This is a genomic window from Acidisarcina polymorpha, assembly GCF_003330725.1.
Lineage (GTDB): Bacteria > Acidobacteriota > Terriglobia > Terriglobales > Acidobacteriaceae > Acidisarcina > Acidisarcina polymorpha.
Genome location: NZ_CP030840.1, coordinates 4,718,635 through 4,738,945, shown reverse-complemented (window position 1 = coordinate 4,738,945; position 20,311 = coordinate 4,718,635). Strand labels below are relative to the sequence as shown.

Annotated in this window: 14 protein-coding genes; 8 read left to right on the top strand and 6 right to left on the bottom strand. The window is 53.7% G+C overall.

Annotated features, from left to right (window positions below):
- Positions 1–87: 87 nt before the first annotated feature.
- Positions 88–897 carry a response regulator transcription factor gene (locus ACPOL_RS20020; RefSeq protein ID WP_114208621.1) on the bottom strand — a complete coding sequence of 270 codons (810 nt, stop codon included), beginning with the start codon at positions 895–897 and terminating at the stop codon, positions 88–90.
- 1,728 nt (positions 898–2,625) lie between these two features.
- Positions 2,626–3,735, bottom strand: coding sequence for a glycosyltransferase (locus tag ACPOL_RS20005; RefSeq protein ID WP_114208618.1), 1,110 nt, complete (start codon positions 3,733–3,735; stop codon positions 2,626–2,628).
- A 756-nt stretch (positions 3,736–4,491) separates the two neighbouring features.
- Here ACPOL_RS20005 and ACPOL_RS36415 point away from each other — a divergent pair.
- The 4 genes from ACPOL_RS36415 to ACPOL_RS19985 all read left to right on the top strand — a co-directional run bounded on the left by ACPOL_RS36415 (position 4,492) and on the right by ACPOL_RS19985 (position 9,611).
- Entirely contained in the window at positions 4,492–5,298 is an 807-nt protein-coding gene (locus ACPOL_RS36415) for a LuxR C-terminal-related transcriptional regulator (RefSeq protein WP_114208617.1), read from the top strand.
- A gap of 113 nt (positions 5,299–5,411) precedes the next feature.
- Complete coding sequence (locus ACPOL_RS19995) at positions 5,412–7,751, top strand: GumC family protein (RefSeq protein WP_150133070.1); 2,340 nt, start codon at positions 5,412–5,414, stop codon at positions 7,749–7,751.
- Entirely contained in the window at positions 7,738–8,625 is an 888-nt protein-coding gene (locus ACPOL_RS19990) for a polysaccharide biosynthesis/export family protein (RefSeq protein ID WP_114208615.1), read from the top strand. The genes ACPOL_RS19995 and ACPOL_RS19990 overlap by 14 nt, the downstream gene beginning before the upstream one ends.
- An 11-nt stretch (positions 8,626–8,636) precedes the next feature.
- Positions 8,637–9,611 (top strand): glycosyltransferase family 2 protein, encoded by a 975-nt coding sequence (locus ACPOL_RS19985; RefSeq protein ID WP_114208614.1) that lies wholly within the window; start codon positions 8,637–8,639, stop codon positions 9,609–9,611.
- Positions 9,612–9,750: 139 nt separating this feature from the next.
- Here ACPOL_RS19985 and ACPOL_RS19980 read toward each other — a convergent pair whose 3' ends face one another.
- Positions 9,751–10,905 carry a glycosyltransferase family 4 protein gene (locus ACPOL_RS19980; RefSeq protein ID WP_114208613.1) on the bottom strand — a complete coding sequence of 385 codons (1,155 nt, stop codon included), beginning with the start codon at positions 10,903–10,905 and terminating at the stop codon, positions 9,751–9,753.
- An 80-nt stretch (positions 10,906–10,985) separates the two neighbouring features.
- A complete protein-coding gene (locus ACPOL_RS19975) occupies positions 10,986–12,173 on the bottom strand; it encodes a glycosyltransferase family 4 protein (RefSeq protein ID WP_161557458.1) in 1,188 nt (395 codons plus the stop codon).
- 485 nt (positions 12,174–12,658) lie between these two features.
- Between ACPOL_RS19975 and ACPOL_RS19970 the strand changes: the two genes are divergently transcribed.
- From ACPOL_RS19970 to ACPOL_RS19950, 4 genes are all read left to right on the top strand, one after another.
- Positions 12,659–13,504, top strand: coding sequence for a thioesterase domain-containing protein (locus ACPOL_RS19970; protein ID WP_161557457.1), 846 nt, complete (start codon positions 12,659–12,661; stop codon positions 13,502–13,504).
- Between the two features lie 309 nt (positions 13,505–13,813).
- Entirely contained in the window at positions 13,814–15,142 is a 1,329-nt protein-coding gene (locus tag ACPOL_RS19965; protein WP_114208610.1) for a flippase, read from the top strand.
- A gap of 53 nt (positions 15,143–15,195) precedes the next feature.
- Positions 15,196–16,215 (top strand): hypothetical protein, encoded by a 1,020-nt coding sequence (locus tag ACPOL_RS19960; protein ID WP_114208609.1) that lies wholly within the window; start codon positions 15,196–15,198, stop codon positions 16,213–16,215.
- Between the two features lie 407 nt (positions 16,216–16,622).
- Positions 16,623–16,922, top strand: coding sequence for a DUF2934 domain-containing protein (locus ACPOL_RS19950; protein WP_114208607.1), 300 nt, complete (start codon positions 16,623–16,625; stop codon positions 16,920–16,922).
- Between the two features lie 106 nt (positions 16,923–17,028).
- Here ACPOL_RS19950 and ACPOL_RS19945 read toward each other — a convergent pair whose 3' ends face one another.
- On the bottom strand, positions 17,029–18,360 hold the full coding sequence (locus tag ACPOL_RS19945; RefSeq protein ID WP_114208606.1) for a M23 family metallopeptidase: 1,332 nt from the start codon (positions 18,358–18,360) through the stop codon (positions 17,029–17,031).
- Between the two features lie 104 nt (positions 18,361–18,464).
- Positions 18,465–20,189, bottom strand: a complete 1,725-nt coding sequence (locus ACPOL_RS19940) for an alpha/beta hydrolase-fold protein (protein ID WP_236656909.1) — start codon at positions 20,187–20,189, stop codon at positions 18,465–18,467.
- Between the last annotated feature and the right edge of the window lie 122 nt (positions 20,190–20,311).

Sequence of the window (20,311 nt, the reverse complement as noted above, 5' to 3'; positions counted from 1 at the left end):
GTATAAAGCACAGACTCAGGCTAAGTCGCCTTGAGCGAAACAGCGCTCAGTATCTACACAGACCGTAGTGACAGGCGCTTTGATCCATCAACAACCATTTGCAAGAGGCAGGTGCGGCGTTGCCAGAGTCTGTACCTCCCGGCCCCCTAGGCGCACTCCAGCATTCTCAACTCCATTGCCGCCACTCTTGCTGAACGTATGTCCCTTAACCGTCAGGCAGAACAACAATTCAACCCGGCTTGACACGCCAACTTTGTCAAACGCTCTGAAGAGATAATTTTTGACGGTGTGTTCGCTCAACCCCAACTCCAGGGCGATGACCCGGTTGGTCTTTCCCTGAGCGGCTTTTTGAACGACTTCTAATTCTCGAACCGTCAAGGACTGAACGCCGGCATCACTGAAAAGAGTCGGCCCCGGAATGTTTCGTAGGGCCGCAAGCAACACACTGCTCTCCGCCCTGCCAGCCCATATGTAACCTCTTCGAACGAAATCCACGCATTCGAGAAACTCGGTCATGGTCTGCTGCCTGGAGAAGACACCACGAGCGCCAGATCGAAATGCAGTGATAACGGAAGTGCGAGATGGTTGATTCAACAGGATCACTATGCCCGTCCCGGGATGAGTCTGCCCCACAAGCTGCGCCAGGTCGAGCCCGCTTCCGGAGTTGCACTTCACATCGGCGCCAATGACTACTAGCTCTATGCCGCCTTGATCTATGGTCCTTGAAAGGTCCGACGAGAGAATCGCACTCGCATCATACTTTCGACCGCGAACAAGAGCATCGGCAAGCAATTGGCTGCTCATTGAATCCCGATCCACTATCAACGCTCGAGCATGGGGGCCCGAGTCGCTCTTGATATTCGGAAGCATCTCTACTCCACTGAGTTTTGATGGCATAGGGTCTCTCCACTCGCTCTCAACTGTTATAGGCCAATACCTTAAACCAGCAATGGTCGGACTTGGCGAGGATACATCTCTGTCGTCGAAAGATCCTAAATAGATCTACGCTTCTGACAATTGCTCGCGCGATGGCTCGCGATTAGCGTCAATTATGTGGCAGTGCCTATAGGATTGCAAGGCATTTAGCAAGTAAGAACACTTTACTCTCTACATGAAGTAGTGCGAACCAACTCACACCCTACCATGTCTAATTACCATTATTGAGGGTGGTCCAGAGTAACTAAATTGCTTGATGAGACCCTATCTTCTCACAGCTATTTGAACGCTTCGGCGGCTTGTAACCGATAGCGCGCTAGCCTACGCTCATCGTATGCGGAACGTCACGGCAATGAACTCTGGTATGCAACGAAGAGGCCGCCGGTTTAAACTTCGACTTCCAATTATATTCCGCTGGTCAGACGGGACAGACCATACCGAAGGCGGTTTCACGAAATACATCTCTTGGCGCGCCGCGTGGGTACTGAGCAAACGCTCGCCTCCCGTCGGTGCTGATGTTCACATTGAGGTTCTCATTCCCTCCCCGGATGAGACCGTGGGTTTATTACGGATGGAAAGCTTTGGCACGGTGGCTAGGGTCTTCGACGAAGATGGATACACTGGATTCTTATTTCAAGGAGTGTTCGAAGACTGCCAGATTATAGATCCAACCCACAACGGCTATATCAATTGACTCTGGGCAGTTGCTTCCCGCGTAGCCGCCTTAGTCTCTATGGCTTTGATTGTCAGTTCATCTTTGGCCGCACGAGCAATCGTTCGTCCCGTTATGTCCATTCCATGCGACTGCCAAATAGCCTTCTTAGCTCTACGAGATGGGCGCGGGTGATGGCTAACCTGATGATAGAGGCTGGCAGAGGAAGCTGGTTTCGTGGAAGAGAGGGAAACGCCCGAGTGTCACCTACACTCTACATCTCTGCCACCTTCACGAGCCGAACTCATGGTGTCGCGGTGTGGCTCGATGATGCTCTGGCAACCTGAATCAGATCTCACTCATCGAATGCTCCCCTGGCCCCCGATATGCCCAGGATTACGGCGCCAACCGAAATGAGGAGTGGAGTACCAATCGCGACCCCAATGGACGCTCGAAACAGCGGGGCTTCCCTGGCAACCATGATGAAAGAGTGCTGCCCTAGCGCCCTTAGCGCATAGAGCACGCTCGTTGCCCATATCATTGATAGGATACGGACGATGGACCTTAGCATCGGGCCGGGATTATTCTGCGGGACCATGGCGCCTTTTAGAGTTCAATTGCTGTCACTCAACCAAGAATCGTCAGGGAACCGCGCCCCAGACGATCCACTGCCTTCAGTGATTGCACACCTGTCCGTAGCTATCGACGATAGCACCTTACGATGCTCTTTAGTTTATTGGATTTCCTGGGCGTGTGCACCCACCCGCCCCTGCCGGACCGCCATCGATACCAGGAGCCACACGAGCGGCGACAAAGCCTGATCGGTAACCCAGCTCCTAAGCTACCACTCTAGGAACGGCGGCTGCCGCGTACCAGGTCCAGACCTTTTAGACAAGCGGGGCGCGGACGTCGATCGGTTGCACGCCGTGTCAACGCTCTGACTCTTTGAACCCAGCCACCACAATTAACCCGTCGAGTATCCGGCAAGGGCGACGCTTAATGAGAAGGAAATCAGGCCACCTCTGCCGCTAAGGTCTTCAGAAAGTCTCCGCAAGTGCCCCTTGAATAAAGTCGCTCATCCGCTGCTTAAAGACGGATGTATCGAAACGCCTCGCAAATGCGCTAATGGCGGTGGGTTCGAATGCAGCTTCAACAGCCTCGAAATTGAGAATTCCCTCACAGACAGATTGCACCGTCTGTTGGTCGAAATGCACTCCGGTAGGTTGAGGAGACTCCCCATAAGGCACAACTGTTTCAAGAGATCCGCCCCGACCATACGCAATCACCGGACGGCCATAGCTCTGAGCCTCTAGCGGCACAATGCCAAAATCTTCTTCTGCGGCAAACAACAGCGCTCTCGCCTTCGCATATAGCCCAGGCAAGTCCTTGTCGTCCACCCGCCCGAGGAACTCTGTTGTTGGCCCGGCGATCGCCTTCAATGCCTTCTCAGCACGGCCTGTGCCGGCAATCAGGAGCCTTCTGTCTAGACGATTGCACGCCTGAATCAGCAGGTCAATGCGCTTGTTCTCCACCAGCCTGCCGACGTGGAGATAGTAGTCACCTACCTTATTGTCAACATAGGCGGTAGAGGTATTAACCGGCGGGTAAATAACCGTACTGTCCCGTTGATAATAAGTCTTGATCCTGCCGGCGACATGTCGCGAGTTGGCTACAAACTTATTTACTCGTTGGGCTGCACTAAAATCCCAATTCCTCAAATAGCTACTTGTTATGGAAAATGCGGGCCGCGCCGCCCACGGTAAGCTGCTCTTGAACTCGTCGTGGAAATCCCACAAGAAGCGACCAGGTGTATGGCAGTAACAGATATGCACCTGTCCTGGTGCGGTTACTACACCCTTCATGGGTGGGGAATCACTTGAGATGATTAGGTCGTAATCACGCAGGTCGAATGATTCAATTGCGACGGGAAAGATCGGGAACACCGCCCTGCTGTACCGCCGTGCCATCTTGCTGCTATCTAAGAACGACATTTTAGTCCGGTGTGAGCTAAGGCTGGCCGGCATCGACGAGGGTTCCGCGAACAACGCGAAAATATCCGCCTGCGGGAACATCTCTCCGAGTACTTCGATTACCCGCTCCCCACCGCCGCAAACTAAGAACCAATAGTGTACTATCGCTACGCGCATCTCTTGGGGGTCCTCTTAATTCAGTGTTTCGTTAGAATTGCTTCGATGCCTTGGCGGTCACTGGAACTGGCATTCCCTTTGCGTCTCGGACACTCTTAACCGGTATTGTTCGTACTAAAGGCGCGATCCATCCGAAGGCGAGGTTGATCAGAGTGCCAACGAACGCCAGCAATAGCACGGCCATTAATTCGACGACCCGCCTAGATACACAGAGCCAGCGGGCATGTGAGCTTCCCAATGAATGATTCATCGACTAAAACCCTCCTTCTATTCGCAGTCCATCCTTAAAGCCCGTCCGTCATCAACTCGCAATAGCTTGCCCTGATCCGAGTTAACTGCTCCCCAGCGGCTGATTCGTATACAGCAGGGCCATGCACCTACTGATCTATTCATCTATAGCGCGAAGCTACATTCGACGTTGTCGACAACTTACGGCACCGCCGTGGCGCTTACAAGCCGCTGAAAGTGTGAAGAGGTTGTGAGACAAGGACGGTTTAGACACCTGCCGATGCGTCCACAAAGACCATCAAAACGGAGACGAAGCGGCATCTTGAGATGAGGCGCTAGACCGGTAAGGTGTAGAGAATAAAGTATGTGGCGCCGCTAAAATGCTTGCAAACCGCCACAAGTCGACACATAATGAAGCCCACGTAAGCCAACGTAGGCGCTCAAGACCTACGCTAACCCGAATCCGGCACGAGCAATTCCACTTGACATTCAAACTACCCCATTCCCCGGGGTTGCGGAGCGTACCCAATGCCTAGCAGACCCGTCCGATCTGAGGTCACTTTCCAAAGCCCTTCAGAAATTCATGCCAGTCGACGAGCCTTAATAGTAGATCGTGATTCGATGAGCAGCCAGTTACTTGCCGACGCTCTCGTCCGAAACCGCAAGTTCGAAGCGAGCCCAATACTTTCCTCCGAACTACTCAAGCGAATGGCAGTCCGCGAAATTGGCCTTATAGTCATTGGTGCGGAATTAAAGTCAGGCACCACCAGCGGTCTCTCTCTTGCAGATCTCGTATCTCGTACCTACCCGCACACTAGCATCGTAATCCTGCTGGATCAGGTATCCCGCACATCCGTAATTAGCGCCTTTCGAGCTGGAGCACGCGGGGTCTTCTCTCGCCAGCAGCCTATGACCGAGTTTCTTGAGTGCATTGATTGTGTAAGAAAGGGAGTTATTTGGGCAGGAAAGTCTGAATCAAGCATTTTGCTTGAAGCCTTTCGTAATATTCCGGCCCCCGTTCTCTCTGCGGCGGGCAGTGTACACACTCTCACGATGCGGGAGTTGCAGGTTGTTCAGAAGGCCGCGCAAGGTAAGACCAATCGTACTATTGCCCAAGAACTAAGCCTAAGCGAACACACCGTTAAGAATTACCTATTCCGGGCGTTCGAGAAGTTGGGGGTATCTAGTCGAATCGAGCTATTGTTCTACTTAACTATTAGAGGTCACACATTCGGGGAGCACGCCGCGGGTGCGAGTTCCTCAGCAGCACCTACTGTTGAAGAACGTCCCGGGCACATGTTGTCTAATCCTGGTTTAGTAGGCCAGCCGGTCTAACCACATGGGACTAACGTTACTCTGCTCCGTGGTACTTTATACCCCGTTGACTTAGTAGCGTCGTAATAATACCGTTCAGATACACGACTGACCCACTCATATTGAGGTGCTAAGTGAAGACTCTTCCAAGTCCGCAAAGTATTTACACTCCTATACCCGAGACTCCCCTTACCATCAGTGACATGGGAGCCTTAGTCGTGCGCCGTCGTGCGATCATCGCCGGTGTAACCTTCGCGTTTTTGGCCATAGCCAGTCTCTACTGCCTGCTGAGTACCCGGCGATACATGGCAACAGGTACGATCCAGATCCAGAAGGATTCATCAGATGCCCTACGCCTCGAAAGCATGATGCAAGGCGGCGCAGCCGACGAAGATGCGCTTGATGAGAACATTACGCTTCAGACTCAGACAAATATCCTTCAGTCGGACAGTCTGGCCTTGCGCGTCATCGAAGACCTACACCTGGATAAGACGCCGGACTTCGAATCCAAGTTCAACCCTATCGACATGGTTTTGGGCATCTTTTCACCCGGTGGTGCGTCCGACCCTCCCGGTGCATCCTTGCAGCAATCCCCTGGTCGAATGTCTCATGCGCTGAAAGTCTTCAGCAAGAATTTAACGGTTACACCTGTAGTGGGTACCCGTCTTATCCAGATAAGCTACGTTAGTTCAGATCGAAAGCTCGCCGAATCGGTTGTTAACGCTCTTGCGCAAGATCTGACCAACTTCTCCTTTGAGACACGCTATAAGGCAACGGCCCAGACGTCGCAGTGGCTGACAAGCCAGATGGCAGATTTAAGGAAGCAAAGCGAAGCACTACAGGCGAAGGTTGCCGACCTGCAGAAGGAAGCGGGCGTCTACACCGTGGGTGACGGCGGGCCAGACGGTAAGACGCAGGCATACAGCAGCGACATCAACAGGTTGGAGCTAGCTACTACTGCTCTGAGCGGGGCAGAGTCAAACCGCATCCTAACTGGCGCGGTTGAGCAGATCGTGAAGACGGGCGATCCGGAGCTAATCTCGGGTCTTGCCGGTAGTCCTATGCTCGGTGCCGCCTCTTCCGGAGTGGCAAGTTCCCTGAGCTTGATTCAGGGGCTACGATCACAGGAGGCAGTGCTACAGGGTCAGATGGCTGAGTATTCCTCTAAGTTCAGCCCTGACTACCCAAAACTAGTCGACATGAAAAGTAACCTGCAAGTGATACAAGCGGCGATCGCCTCGGAGGTGGCGCGGATGGGAGCGCGCGCTGAGAACGATTTTAAAGTAGCCAAAACGGCCGAGGCCCAGAGCCAGATGTCCTACAAAGCGCTAAAAAAGCGAGCAGACGCGCTCAACGATAAAACCATCGAATACGAACTGACTCGACAGGAAGCTACGGACAGCCGAACCCTCTACGTTAGCCTGTTGGGCAGGTTGAAGGAGGCAGGTTTACTTGAGGGACTGCGCTCCACTAATGTAAGTGTCGTCGATCCGGGCCGATCGCCTGCCAAGCCCACCAAGCCCAACATCCCACTCTTCCTCGGCGGAGGACTGGCATCCGGCTTATTCCTTGGTTTCTGCGCAGCCTTGCTCTTCGACACTACGGACACCAAGATTCAGGACCTAGATGAACTTGAGTTGATGTTAGGCGGGGTTCCTATAGGCATCCTCCCGGCTTTCGACCGGCCGGCAACCTTTCTTCGGTTGACCTCCTCATCTGGTCTCGACCGAATTGATGCGGTTGATCCAGTTACTAGGAATGTCATCGCACTTCAACAGCCTAATAGCGGCTATGTGGAGGCGCTCAGGGCGATTCGAACTTCTCTATACCTATCCAAAGGCGGCTCTCCACCACAAGTCGTGCTAATCACCAGCTCGATTGAAGGCGAAGGAAAGAGCACGCTTGCAGCGAACTTCGCTGTCCTGCTGGCGAGGCAAGGCAAAAAGGTCCTACTGGTGGATGGTGATCTGAGGCGCCCGAAACTACACACAACATTTGATGTCGCGATGGAGGGCGGACTCAGTTCTATCCTTTCAGGAAGCTCAAGCGAAAAGGACTCATCGCAGTACTCTGCTCCGGTTACCTCCCTGCCAAACCTTAAGTTACTGGTCGCAGGCGCCCCTCCTACCGAACCGACCGACCTGCTAAGTTCAACTCGGATGTTAGAAGCCCTCGCGGCTTGGAGGCGGGAATACTCGTTTGTAATCATCGACGCCGCACCCGTTTTATCTGCGACTGACTCGGTCATTCTAAGCGGCCTCGTCGATACGACCCTGTTGCTTGGGCGCTATAAATACACGGATCGCCAGTTGCTTGCCCGAAGCTACCGTCTCCTGCAGATGCACGGCGGATCACCGACGGGCATCGTCCTAAACGGGATCGAGAGGGAGGCAGAAAAGCGATATAGCTGCTATGGATATTCCGGTTCGGACCTAGTTACTCAGCGAAAGGGAGGGGAACATGCGAACGCTTAAACTTTGTCTACTGGTGCTGTTCATTGCATCGACCATGTGCTATGCACAAAACGAAAGCCTGTTGATTGGACCTGGAGACGTTTTGCACGTCCAGTTCTACGATACTCCCGATATGGAGCAACATCCTCGGGTCTCTGACGCTGGCGACATCAGCCTGCTCTTTCTCGGTCAGATTCATGTGGCTGGGTTGAGCGCCACGCAAGCGGCTCGCGCCATTGAAGCGGCATTCGCGGCGCACAAGATAATGAGGCAGCCTCAAGTCATCCTCAATGTTGAAACGTATGCCACACAAGCCGTCACGGTGACCGGGCAGGTTCATACCCCTGGCGCCTACCCTATCTCAACACCCCGCTCGGTAGTTGATGTTTTGACTCTCGCAGGCGGGCTCTCAGATGATGCCGACCGTAATATCACCATTGAGCGACGCGGAACGAAGGAGAAGATACCTTACTTCCTCTCAAACCATGCGGATCGCGCTCTGGACACTTCCGTGATGGTTAACCCCGGGGATACGATCATTGTGCCGAAGGCGGGGCTCGTCTACGTTCTTGGCGACGTGAGCCGGCCGGGAGGGTATGTTTTAGATAGCAATAACGATGCTAAGCTAACCGTTCTTCAGATGGTTGCCGTTGCGGGGGGCACTTTGAATAGTGCGGTTCCATCACACACACGCCTTCTTAGGAAGAAGCCTGATGGTAGTTATGAACAAACTCCAGTACCTCTCGGTGATATGCAGAAGGGGAAGGCAGCTGATGTTGCCATGCAGGCTAATGACGTTCTCTTCGTTCCCTTCAGTTACTTGCGCAATTTTTTGACCAGCGGTGCTTCTGGGGTCATGGCGTCCACATCTGGTGCGGCGATCTACCACTTCTGAGGAGAGACAAAATGACCCAAGCACCCCTGGTCAGTGCGGTGATTCCAACGCGGTTTCGTCCCCACTTGGTTTGCCGTGCTGTACGCAGCGCTCTTGCACAGACTATGGCTAACCTGGAAGTGATTGTCGTCGTAGACGGGCCGGATCCGGAGACGGTTGCGGCCCTCAAGGAGTTCCACGACGAGAGACTTCGTGTGATCGCGCTCGAGTGCAATGAAGGTGGCTCCGAAGCACGCAACATTGCAGTGCGACAAGCTCACAGTGAATGGATTGCGTTGTTGGACGATGATGACGAATGGTATCCGACCAAAGTTGAAAAGCAGCTAGCAGTTGCCGAGGGCATGCCCAAGGGACGGACGGTTGTGACCTGTCAATATTTCGACTTCCAGGGATCTTCGAATCTGCTGCGCCCGCGTCGCTTTCCTAAGCCCAACCAAGCGATTAGTGACTTCTTGTACTCAGAGGTCTCTCTCCTCGGCACAATCGAGGGATTTCCGCAAACATCCACGTGGCTTGTCTCTCGAGAGTTTCTGCTAGAGGTACCATTTGCCAAGGGGCTTAAGCGCAATCAAGACACAGATTGGCTCCTACGCGCTCTCCGTCTGCCGGACGTCAGCATGGCCCTAGTAGATGAACCACTGAGCATCTTCTACAACGAGAAAAAGCGCGTACGAATCACTCAAGCGCTTGATTGGAGAGATTCATATCAATGGGCGATGGGGAACAGGAACTTGTTCACTCCCCGCGCTCTCTCGTCCTTCCTCGCGGTGATGTGCATGAACCACGCGGGAAAGCACGGTATCCAATGGGGTGTATTCTGCACTCTTCTAAAAGATTGCCGGAGATATGGTCGGGTTACCCCAAAGGTTCTTTGGCTCCTTGTACTCTACGGGCTGGTCTACCCGAAGATGCGCGCCTTTATCTCGTCGGAACGGCGGACCGCCCTCCTGTATCACTCGAGCGCTCCGGGTGCATCAGGGGATTAACATCCGACGGCTCCTCCATCGCAACCCGCCAAATCCCTCGCCATTCACCTTCAACCGGTCTGGTATGGTGAATCAGAACCCGGTGAATCTCAGAATTCAACACACTCCTCAAGGAGTGTAGTCCTGGCGCCCGCTAAGACTACACTCCTGAAGCAATTTCCTGATAGAGATCACAATATCTGGCGATAATACTCTCTTTGCCAAACCTTTCTAGATTCTCCAGACCAGCACGTATCAAGCTACTACGCCGGCCCAACTCCAAGCCTACCTTACTTGCTGCAGCCTCGGGGTTCTCAGGGTCGATGAAGATCGCAGAGGCTCCCGCGATCTCCGTCATCGGTGCGCGATCCGAGGTGACAACCGGACACTTACAAGCTTGTGCCTCCAAGATAGGCCATCCGAACCCCTCGTAGAGGGACGGAAACAGAAGTGCCATGGCGCCGGAGTACAGAGCTTGCACCTCTTCATTACTTGGATTTATTACTTCAAGTACGTCCTGAGTTGTGGTGTCTGAACAAAGAGACCGCATTTCTGTGGTCCACGGCTTCCCAGCCATTACCAACTGAGCGTCTCTGAATTGAGGCAGCTTCTGAAGTCCCCGGAAGATACGGATCACACCTGCCCGATTCTTGTACCACTGATTGCCGCCCACGTGAACAAAATACTTTGTACTGATAGCCGGGTTCACTCTCGCTAGCGTAGTCCGGATCTGCTCCTCTGACATATCCGCGAAGTCACGATTCAAAGGATGCGGTATCGTCACAAGACGCGTAGGCCCCCCTTGAAGAAGAGCCTCGAGATCATCTCTCGTCTTGTCCGACACGCAGACTACATTGCGGCTGGCCCGAATCGACGAAAGGGTCCAAGCAATGCGCCGGCGATACTGTAAGCTGGAGGCTCCCTGCATCTGCGGGTAATGACCTAACTCGCCTTTGATAGAGAATAGATCGTGACAGGTGATGAGGCAGGACGCTCGAGACACCTGGTGCAGATAGAACGCGTTCGAGTGGTCACAAATATGGACTACATCGTATCTCCTACTGAGCACCCGTAGGCGCAGAGGGAATACAACATATTTGTCGATGTTGGCCAAAAGCTTGGATGCCTGCCTGTACTTCGTAGCCCACCGACCGAAGACAGCCTCCGGCCGCACCAATTGGACGGAGACTCCTTGGGATAAGAGCTCGCCGTACAACAATTCAGCATAGCGCTGCATGCTCTGCTGGCCATCGGGGAGATAGTTCCCGACGAGTAGAACACTTGGCTGCGCCTTTGAGGTAGCTGTGCGTGGCATCGGTCTCCTAGATAATAGATATCAGCAGCCGGAGGATCTACCTGCTGTCCGGGGCGTTCTTCGGCCCGTCCACTCGGTTCTTATGTCGAGTATTCTTCCCTAAGCTCGAATGCACGTGTGTAGGCCCTACGAGCCGCATCGGGGCTGTAACGCTCATGGATGATATTGCGCGCTCGCTGCGATAGCGATCTACGCATACTCTGATCCTCTACCAGCCGGAGCAACTTCGCGCGTAGGTCGTTGGCGTCGCCAACCTGAAAAAGCAACGAGGCGACTCCATTGTCGGATATTTCCCTATGCACCGGCAGCGCACTGAAGATGCACGGCAAACCGTGGGCCATTGACTCGAGCGACACAATTGGTAACCCCTCCGGCCCTAGTGAGGGATTAATGAATATGTCTGCTTCTTCATAAAACGGGGCGGTATTTGCACAGAAGCCTTTGAACTCGACGTCAAGACCTTGGGCGAGTCTTTCCAGCTCCTCGCGATAGCTTCCGACGCCGACGACTGTGAGGTGTAGACCCTTCATGCCGCGGATTGCTTCAAGCAGGAGATGAAGCCCTTTGTACTGTTCCAGTCGTCCGACATACAGTAACTTTATCGGTGGCGATAATGACTCAGGTTCGGTCTTGGCAACGGGCACTTCTGGAACCCAGTTTGGAATGACTACGACCTTATCCGCAGGAACATTTTGCAAGACGTCTTTACCAACGGCTTCGGAAACGCAAATCACCTTGGTAGCCAGCTTCAATAGGTGCATAGCGGCCAGACGAGGGAAATACTTGGTAGGTTCGCGGTACCAACGGTAGCGATCAATTTCTGAAGAGCTATGCGACGTCCTGACAATGGCGCATCCTAGAAGTCTGGCGGGTAGCACCAACAGCGATTCGTAGTAGCCGTTCACCTGAACTATGTCAATTCTGTACCGGAGGACTAGTACTGGAAGAATGGCGAACGCCACGATTAAACGAACGAGATTGCTCAGTTGGAAGAGTATGAGGCTCCCGCCAGGACTTCTAACAACAGGTATGCGGAAGACCTTCACATTGGCTCGACGTAAACGGGCAGCTAGTTCTGGAAGGCCGCATAAGGCAAACAGTTGTGCCTTCTCTCCGAAAAGATCGACCAGGCCGAGAATGTAACTTTCGACTCCTCCGAATGGAGCTCCAATACCGATGATCAAGATACGTTTGCGGTCTTTTTTGCTTAATCGGGCTGAGGGCTTTATTCCGCCGCCGGACGCAGTTTCATCGAGTCTATTGTTCATAGGGGGCTCTAACATTCTCCGGGAATGTGCAACACAGGGCTTCTTTTAATTGACGTTAGGGACGACATTTGTGATGGCTGGTCAGTTTTTGCTTTGCGAGTACTTTGACGGAAGAGCCTTGCTAGATAGCTTAGTGGAACGCTGAGCAGCATCATAGGGCCGAAAGTATGTCCAAGCTCGCAGCATCCGATCTATCCAAGTTATTACTGTGTGCGATTCATGGTCGACTAAGCTGTGTGAACGAATCTTCGTGAGGAAGCTTTAGCTACGAAAGAGAAGGTGTCCTATTTCACTTTAGCCGGAACTTCGCTATATTAGCTCTGACATCTCGCGGTCGCGGCGGCGAGAGCATAGTCTAGTTTGCTCTTAGGTTTGTTGTCTTAGTAACCTTCGCTCCAGGTCAGAGTAGAGCCGGCATTCAAGGTCAGCCTTGGGACCCAGGAATGATTCTCGGGAGTTGGACATAGACGATGGAAACTGACTGCATGGTATCCGTTGAAGAGTACCGCTGCACCTTTGAGGCGGCGGCAGCTTCCCGCAATCTGTCCCCGCTGTTTCTTCTGCCAGGACTAAAGGACAATGATCCCGAGTTTGACCGCGTGTGGCTTCCTCTTGAGGATAGTCTTCCGGTTCATCGAGTGAATTACTTGGATTGGACCGATCTGGTGGTTCCGGGGTCACACTTCGCTGAGGTGGTCGCTTTTGTCAAAAGGCAGATCGAAAGAGAAGTGCCCGTGGGCCCATTGCGAATTGCGGGTTACTCCATTGGCGGACGAGTTGCCTACGCCGTCGCCCTCGCGTTTCAACACGAAGGCAGAGATGATTTGCGTGTCGCTATACTAGATGCACCTGCCATCAGCGAGCCTTCAGGTCCCTCTCGTGGTAAGAAGCTGCACAGCCTCATTTCCAACGTGCTTGACTTCCGCGTCCGCGAAGTGCTGGCATCAGTGATCGCTAAGGGTCTCACGAAGGTAACATTTCGCCCTGTCCTTCAACTGCTTTCCAGGTTTCGGAGTGTTCCGTTGATTTTTCGATTTGATGGCTATCTCCATCCTAAGATCACCATGCAAATGGAGCTTCAGCTTGCCCGGCCATGGTGGAGCGCTATAACCCGTTCGAACTGCTTCCTGACTGCACCGGTATTCTTGTTTCGGTCTCGAGATTACGATTCAGTGGGAAATGACGATCTCGGCTGGACTGATTTTTGTTCCGATTGCAAGGTGTTCCGTGTACCCGGTGATCACCAGACCATGCTTCAAACAGATAATAACGCGATGCTACTTTCCACTCTTCTTGACCTCATGACTGCGGGCCGCCCCGGGGGCGACTAATCCTAGTTAGAACGAACTCTATAAAGCCGTGAGCGAGGATTCTCCCTTCAGGCGCGGGAAAACGCATGAGGTGTTCTTAGCTGTTGCCATCTGGCCGGCTCTAAGAACCCTTGATGAAGACGTTGGCTTCCACGGCCGGAGGGGGAGGGATTGAGCAGAATTCCACCGGGTCCTATGTCCCCAACTCTCTAGTCCTTCTCTCACAAACTCTCAACAAAAACTCTGGGGCCATGTCGCTTTTACCAACGGTCTACTCACTCTCGTTCTCACCGGTTGGCCTTATATTCGTTTTGACAGTGAGGAGTTTCGATGTCTTTTCGTTTTGATCGTGGAAGGCTTGCTCCGATGCTCTCGCGACTGCAAACTAGTACGCTGGCGAAGAACTCCTTATGGGTTTTCTCGGGGCAGGGCGCTTCGATTATTATCCAGGCGTTCTACTTTATGGTCATTGCGCGGCTGCTAACCCCCTCGCAATGGGGCTTATACGCCGGGGCTGCGGCTCTTGTGACGATGATAGCGAGCTACAGTAGTTTGGGTTCAGGGTTGGTCTTTTTGCGCCATGTCTCATTAGATTCCTCCCGCCACTCTATTTACTTCGGAAATATTCTCCTGACGACTTTTACGATGGGTTCCATGCTGGCCATTGCGGTGCACTTTTGTGCTCCCTGGCTTGTGGGATCAGCAAGCGTTCGCTTGGTGACCGTGCTGGCGGTTGGTGATTTCTTCTTCCTGAACATTGCCGGTTGCATGAGCCAGATCTTTCAGACTTATGAGCAGATGCGGATCTCAGCGATGATCGGTCTGGTGGTTAATCTAAGCCGCTTCGCACTCGCATGTCTTCTCCTGGTTCTCTGTCACCAAATCTCAGCCCAGACATGGGCCTATGCTTCGGTCGGTGTGTCCTCGATCGGCGCATTGGCCTCATTAGTTATCGTCTTCCGTAGGTTTGGGCCTCCACGGTTTGACTTGCTCCATACCGTCAAACATGCCGGCGAGGGACTATCCTTCGCAATGTCCGGGACGGCTGTAGGTGCCTATAACGACATCGATAAAGTAATGTTGGTTCATTACGGCATGACGGCGGCCAACGGAATTTACGCGATGGCCTATCGGATAGTCGACGTATGCACAGTTCCGATTCGTTCCATCCACTCTGCGGCTTTTCCACGGTTTTTTCGCTTAGGAGCCACAGGGGTGGAACCAGCGTTTCGTTTCGCCTCGAAACTATTACGTCGCACTTATATCATTGCGATCGTCGGGACGGTCTGCATGTTTCTGGCTGCTCCTCTGTTGCCGCATGTGGTTGGACCCAATTATAGGGGCAGCGTCTCTGTATTGCGCTGGCTTTGCCTGCTGCCACTCTTTCGCTGCCTCCATTTGAGCGCAGGCGACGCTTTAGCTGGCATCGGCCATCAACGGATGCGCCTGATGGCCCAGTTTTCCGTCGCCTTCTTTAATTTCGGCCTGAATCTTTTCCTGATCCCCCGTTTCTCATGGCGGGGCGCGGCTTGGTCAAGCCTCGCCACCGATGGCGCACTCGCCGTCATCTGTTGGGCAATGCTCTTGTTCTTGCTCGAGAGGGAGGGCAGATCCTCCGCGGTCATGGGAGTAGAGGGACTAACAGACAGTGTTCATTAGGTAGCACCGCCTAGACAGATCAATGTCGGATATCAGGATATGGAGAAGCATTCATGGCTCTACGTGGCGTACTTACTCTTGCTTTTGGTGCCCCGAAATATATAGAAATGGCGAAAGCGTTAGGTCGATCGCTGATGCTTCACGCACCGGAGACTCCTCGGGCGGTAGTAACGGATTCGCGAGACCCTGAGCTTAGAAAGCTTTACACCGCCACGATTGAATACCGGCCCTCATTTGGCAGTAATGTCAGGCAAAAGATGTATCTTGACCGATACAGTCCTTTTGACGAGACTCTTTTCATAGACAGCGACTGTCTCGTAGTTGGAAAGCTCGATGTATTTTGGGAAGCGTTCAGAGGACTGAATTTCGCCGTGCAAGGCGTACAAACATTGCGCACCGGTGACGTTGATACCTTTCTTGATGTGGATTTTGTCTTACAGCGTTTCTCGCTCAGCGGAATTCCTAAATTTAATGGGGGCATCTACTTCTTTAACAAATCTCCCGAGGCAGTCCGCTTGTTCGAAACCGCCCGATCCCTGTTGAAGAACGCCAGAGATCTGCGATTTTCTGATTTTCGCCGTGACGGCCCAGCAGATGAAGCACTCTATGGAGTAGCCATGGCCATCGAAGGTCTATCGGTGACCGACCTCGGACGGCGCGGAATGTGGAGCCCGGGAGAGCTTCAGGGAAAGATCAAAATCGATGTCGCGAAGGGCATCTGTAGTTTCGTCAAGAGGGTCGGCGAAGCAAAAGTTCCGCGCTTGGTCGAGCCGGACATTATGCACTTCTTCGGTAGGTTTACTGAGAGCCTGACGTATCGCCGAGAGTGCGTTCGATTAAAAAAACTCCTGGAAGGCGAGATACAAAAAGCAGGGGCGATTACGCTGAGCGATGAGTTGAAGTTACGGGCGATGACGATTCCATTGGGATATCACAGACTGCGCGGATACTTCCGCAGGGCAACCAAGGCACCCGTCAGCGCACGGCTTTCTCAGCCGCCGCGCCCTGTCTCTAGTTCCGGCGTCCTGCGCAAAGCGCGAAAACTTTCGAGCCCGGCCGCGAAAGTAGAGTAAAGATGGGATTGGACCCGCTCAGTTCAACCGTTGATGCAGGCCCGACGGACCCAGCTTGGGCAACAGAGACTGAGTCTCACTTTTAGATGTAGCAAGCCGCAAAAGAGTCGAACGTGGTTGCGACGGGACGGCGGCCATTCTGCAATCTACGATGCTGCCAAACGAGAATGTCCTGCCTACCTGCTACACTCGTCCCGGCCCCATAAGCGGTCGTTTTTGCCAAAGGTTTCGGCAACTCTCTTCTCTCGAACAAGAACTCTTGATGTGGGGCCCATTCAATAGACTTTGTTTTCGGGTTAGCAGAGAGATACTCCTCAGTCATTACGAATTGTGAAAACTGGTCAGCATTTCGTATGCTGATAAGTAGAAACCGCAATTGCGGGAAGAGCCCCACAAGGAGATTGAATATGGCAGAGACAGTGAAAAAAGCGAAATCACCTGCGAAGCCACGGACAGCGGCGGCAAAAAAGACCGAGCTCACCGAGCAGTTAACAGCGCCAGCCCCGGTGAAATCGCGAAGCACCTCACCGAAGACCAAAGCAGTATCAGAAAAGCCAACAGCGATTACCGGCCCAACGCCGGCGCCCAACCGGGAACAAATCGCGCAGCTGGCTCACAAGTTCTGGACCGACCGGGGTCGCCATCACGGTTCGCACGAACAGGATTGGTTCCGCGCTGAGCAGGAACTTCGGGGAATGGCCTCGTAAAGCACCTTATCGCGCTTCGCTTTGACCGGATCTGATGGTCTTGCCTGGCCGCTCCTGATGGAAGTGATGCTAGCGTCACTGAACCTCGGCGACTTCCATCGGGAGTTCATGATCCAAAGCCCGGCAGATCGATTCTCTTGGCGATGTGGTCCCTGATCCAATGGGCGTCCCACCATTCTTTGGGATCAATCTGGATGCCGTCGAGCTGCATGCTGAAGTGAATATGGTCACCGCCGGCCATGCCCGTTTCCCCGCTCTTACCCATGATCTGGCCGCGCTTAACCGTGTCTCCCTCATGCACGGCTATCTCGCTCAGATGGCCATAGATGGTTTGCAGACCGTACCCGTGATCGACAACGATACAGTTTCCGTAGATGCCTAGCGGCGCCGCATAGATGACCCGGCCATCATTGGATGCCTCCACTCCCACATGCTGGGTGATGGAAAGGTCGTAGCCGAGATGGACCTGCTGATCGATCTTCTTTCCTTGATAAATGTAGTTGCGTACATCCGCAAAATTGGCTTCCACCTTCGAGTTATGCTGTTGCAAGAATGGCTGAGACCAAAGAAATTTGGCTTCCGTTTTCTCGCGCAAATTGAAGAGAGTCTGATTATTGGCGCGCCGCATCTCGCTGTTGATTTTCACGAACCGGGCAACCGGGTCTCCGGAGCCGTTCGGATCGAGCTCGTGAATGACTTTTTGCATAAACCGGTCATCGATCGGAAGGTCTCGGACCCTGTATTTCGGTTGATCTCTCTGCGGAAATTGGAAGACCATCTGTGCGGTGACGATATTCCCGGCCGGGTTGGTCGCGAAGACCAGCGGAATCGTCCCCGGTTGCATGTTCCATGCGAACGCAAATAAGGAAAACTGACCGGGCTTGCCGGAGGGCATCGGCCATGCGCGAAAGGTTTGATCCCCGACATGGACCCCGGCCTCGGTCCAATAGCCAGTGGCGTTGAAGGTCACAAGGTCCGCCATGCCGAGATAGAGGTAGTGCTGATCGGCGTCCACACTGAGGGAGGGTGGCTGGGTTGCGATCACGATATCGCGTTCGACCCGGGTCGTCGAAGCGCGAAAGTCATTGGACTTGACCTCAACGATCAGCTTGGCCTTCCCGTCCTTCAATTCAGGCGTAGCCTTGGTGCCAACGGTAAGAACCCAGGTCTTTGCGGGAACCGAATGGCTCCAAAAGATATGGCGAGCCGGCTGCGACAGGTCGGCGGCCTTATAACGAGTTCCATTTTGTTCGATGAAGGCAGCGATGCTGCGGATGCCATGCGGGTCGCTCACCTGAACTGGAAGCGCTGTGCTCTGCCCGATAGCGACGATGGCTGGCGAAATGCGTACCACGGGCGTTGACGAGAAGACCAGGAGCAGCAATACAGGCAATAGGACAGCCAAGATAAGGGCGGCGAGTACAACGATCTTTTTCATGGGGAGCTTCAGAATAGCAGGGCGAAGAAGACCTTGGCCGCGATTCTAGGCTCTAGGGGGAAGGGGTGTTCCGCAAGTAAACCGGCGCAGGCTCCACCGTGGAGTCAGTATTTCCACGACTTAATATCTGCGCCCGCCGGAGCGCTTGCGGTCATATGCTCTGACATGAGCGGCAATACGCGCTGTGCCCAGTTGGCGTTGTTCTGTTGCATTGTGTATTCCGGCGGGCCGCCGGTGTAGCAATGGGGCATCCCCGGACCATATTGAAAGGTGGCATCGGAGTGCGGACTGCGGGTGGCGTCCAGCTGCTTCTGCAGTAAATGAACAGCGTTGTTGAGAAAATAGGTGTCTCCATCCCCTACCGCGAGGTAAAGCTTTGTTTCGAGCTTCGGTCCTAGAACGGGCCAGTCTCGCTTGAGGATCGCGGTCAAATCGTAGTGGTCATGCCAATAGACGAGGACCTTCTCATTGATTTCGCCGGTGAGCGGATCGATAATTTGCGCGGGATAGCCGTCCGGGCCTGCGGGAGAGAAGACCGCTTGCCAGATGTCCCATTGCTCGGTGGAACGCCCATGAGTGCCGAGCACATATTCATAGGCGTACTCATATTGGGCGGTCGCGATAGCCGACCCGTCGGGCTTCCGGTCAGCAATGATAGGGACCTCGGCAAAATCGCCTCTTCGAACGAAGGCGCTCTTGTCTTCATAGAGGTCAATATTCTGAAAGGCGTGAAAATCGACCGGGTCGGGACAAGCGGCGTAGGCACCGTTATACATATCGGGATAGAAGATCTGGGTCGCGAGCGCCTCCCATCCCCCCGTCGAACCGCCGAAGGTGGCCCGCGCCCATCCCTGGCCGATGCCGCGGTACTTTTCCTCAATGGCTGGGATCAGTTCTTCGTTGATGGCCGCCCCATAAGGGCCAACATTTGCCGAGTCGACCAAATAGGAGTCGTCATAATATGGGTTTGCATTCTGGACGTAGATCATGATCACCCGTGGAAGCCGCCCGGAAGTCCAATCCTGAAAAAACCGATAGCCGTTCTGCTGCCGGCGGGCCTCCGGACCACTAGCATCCGGCAGCGAAGTGACGAATGGCACGGGTGCAAAGCCGGCGTGGTAATGGTCCTGATAAACAACCAGCGGGAATTTAGCATCTCGATGCTCGTCGAAACCGTCCGGCAGAAGAATCCATGCGGCCAGATACATGTCGCGGCCCCAAAATTTGCTTAACTTCTCACTGCGGAAGCGCATGTACTTCAGCCACTTGTTGGCTGGACTTCTGGCTGCGATGACCAGCGGGTCCTGGTCAGTACCCTCGACCGGTGGGATGACCTGATCAAGCGTCAAGCGAATCGTTGCCCCCGAATTCGGATCGAAGTGAAGCTTGACCGGACGGCTGTAAGGATTGCCCGGTTTGGCATTCCAATGCTGCCCTTCGCCCTTGTCCGGGGGAAGCCAGATGCTTTTGCCGGAGGCGAGATGGAAGAGCTCGTAGACGTTGAATACGGCTTGCACGTAATAGTCGCCCGCATCGATATCAGCGAGCGATCGGCGCGGATAGCCAAAGGTCTCGGCACTGACAACTATGGGTTTATTCGCCTCTAAACCGTCAACATCGACTCCAAAGCCTTGGGCTGAAAGGTAATCCTCACTGAGTTGATTCCGAGGCTCAGTTTTGTCGTTCCTTGACATGACCAGAACGAGGTGGCCATGAAGGGGTTGAGAAGCGGGGACCGTCATCTCAATCCGCTGTCCACAACACAGAGTGCTTGAAAAGACCGGCATACAGGCCAAGACCGCCGCAGCTAAAATCCGGAAGATTTGCAAGCCGACCTTCTTAGAGCAGAGAAGTAGCGCCAGTCTAGCATGCAATTTCCGCCATCAGTCCCCTGGGACCACGCCTGGCATCGAGGCGTCATTTGCCGGCGCGACACGAAAGATTCGGCGGC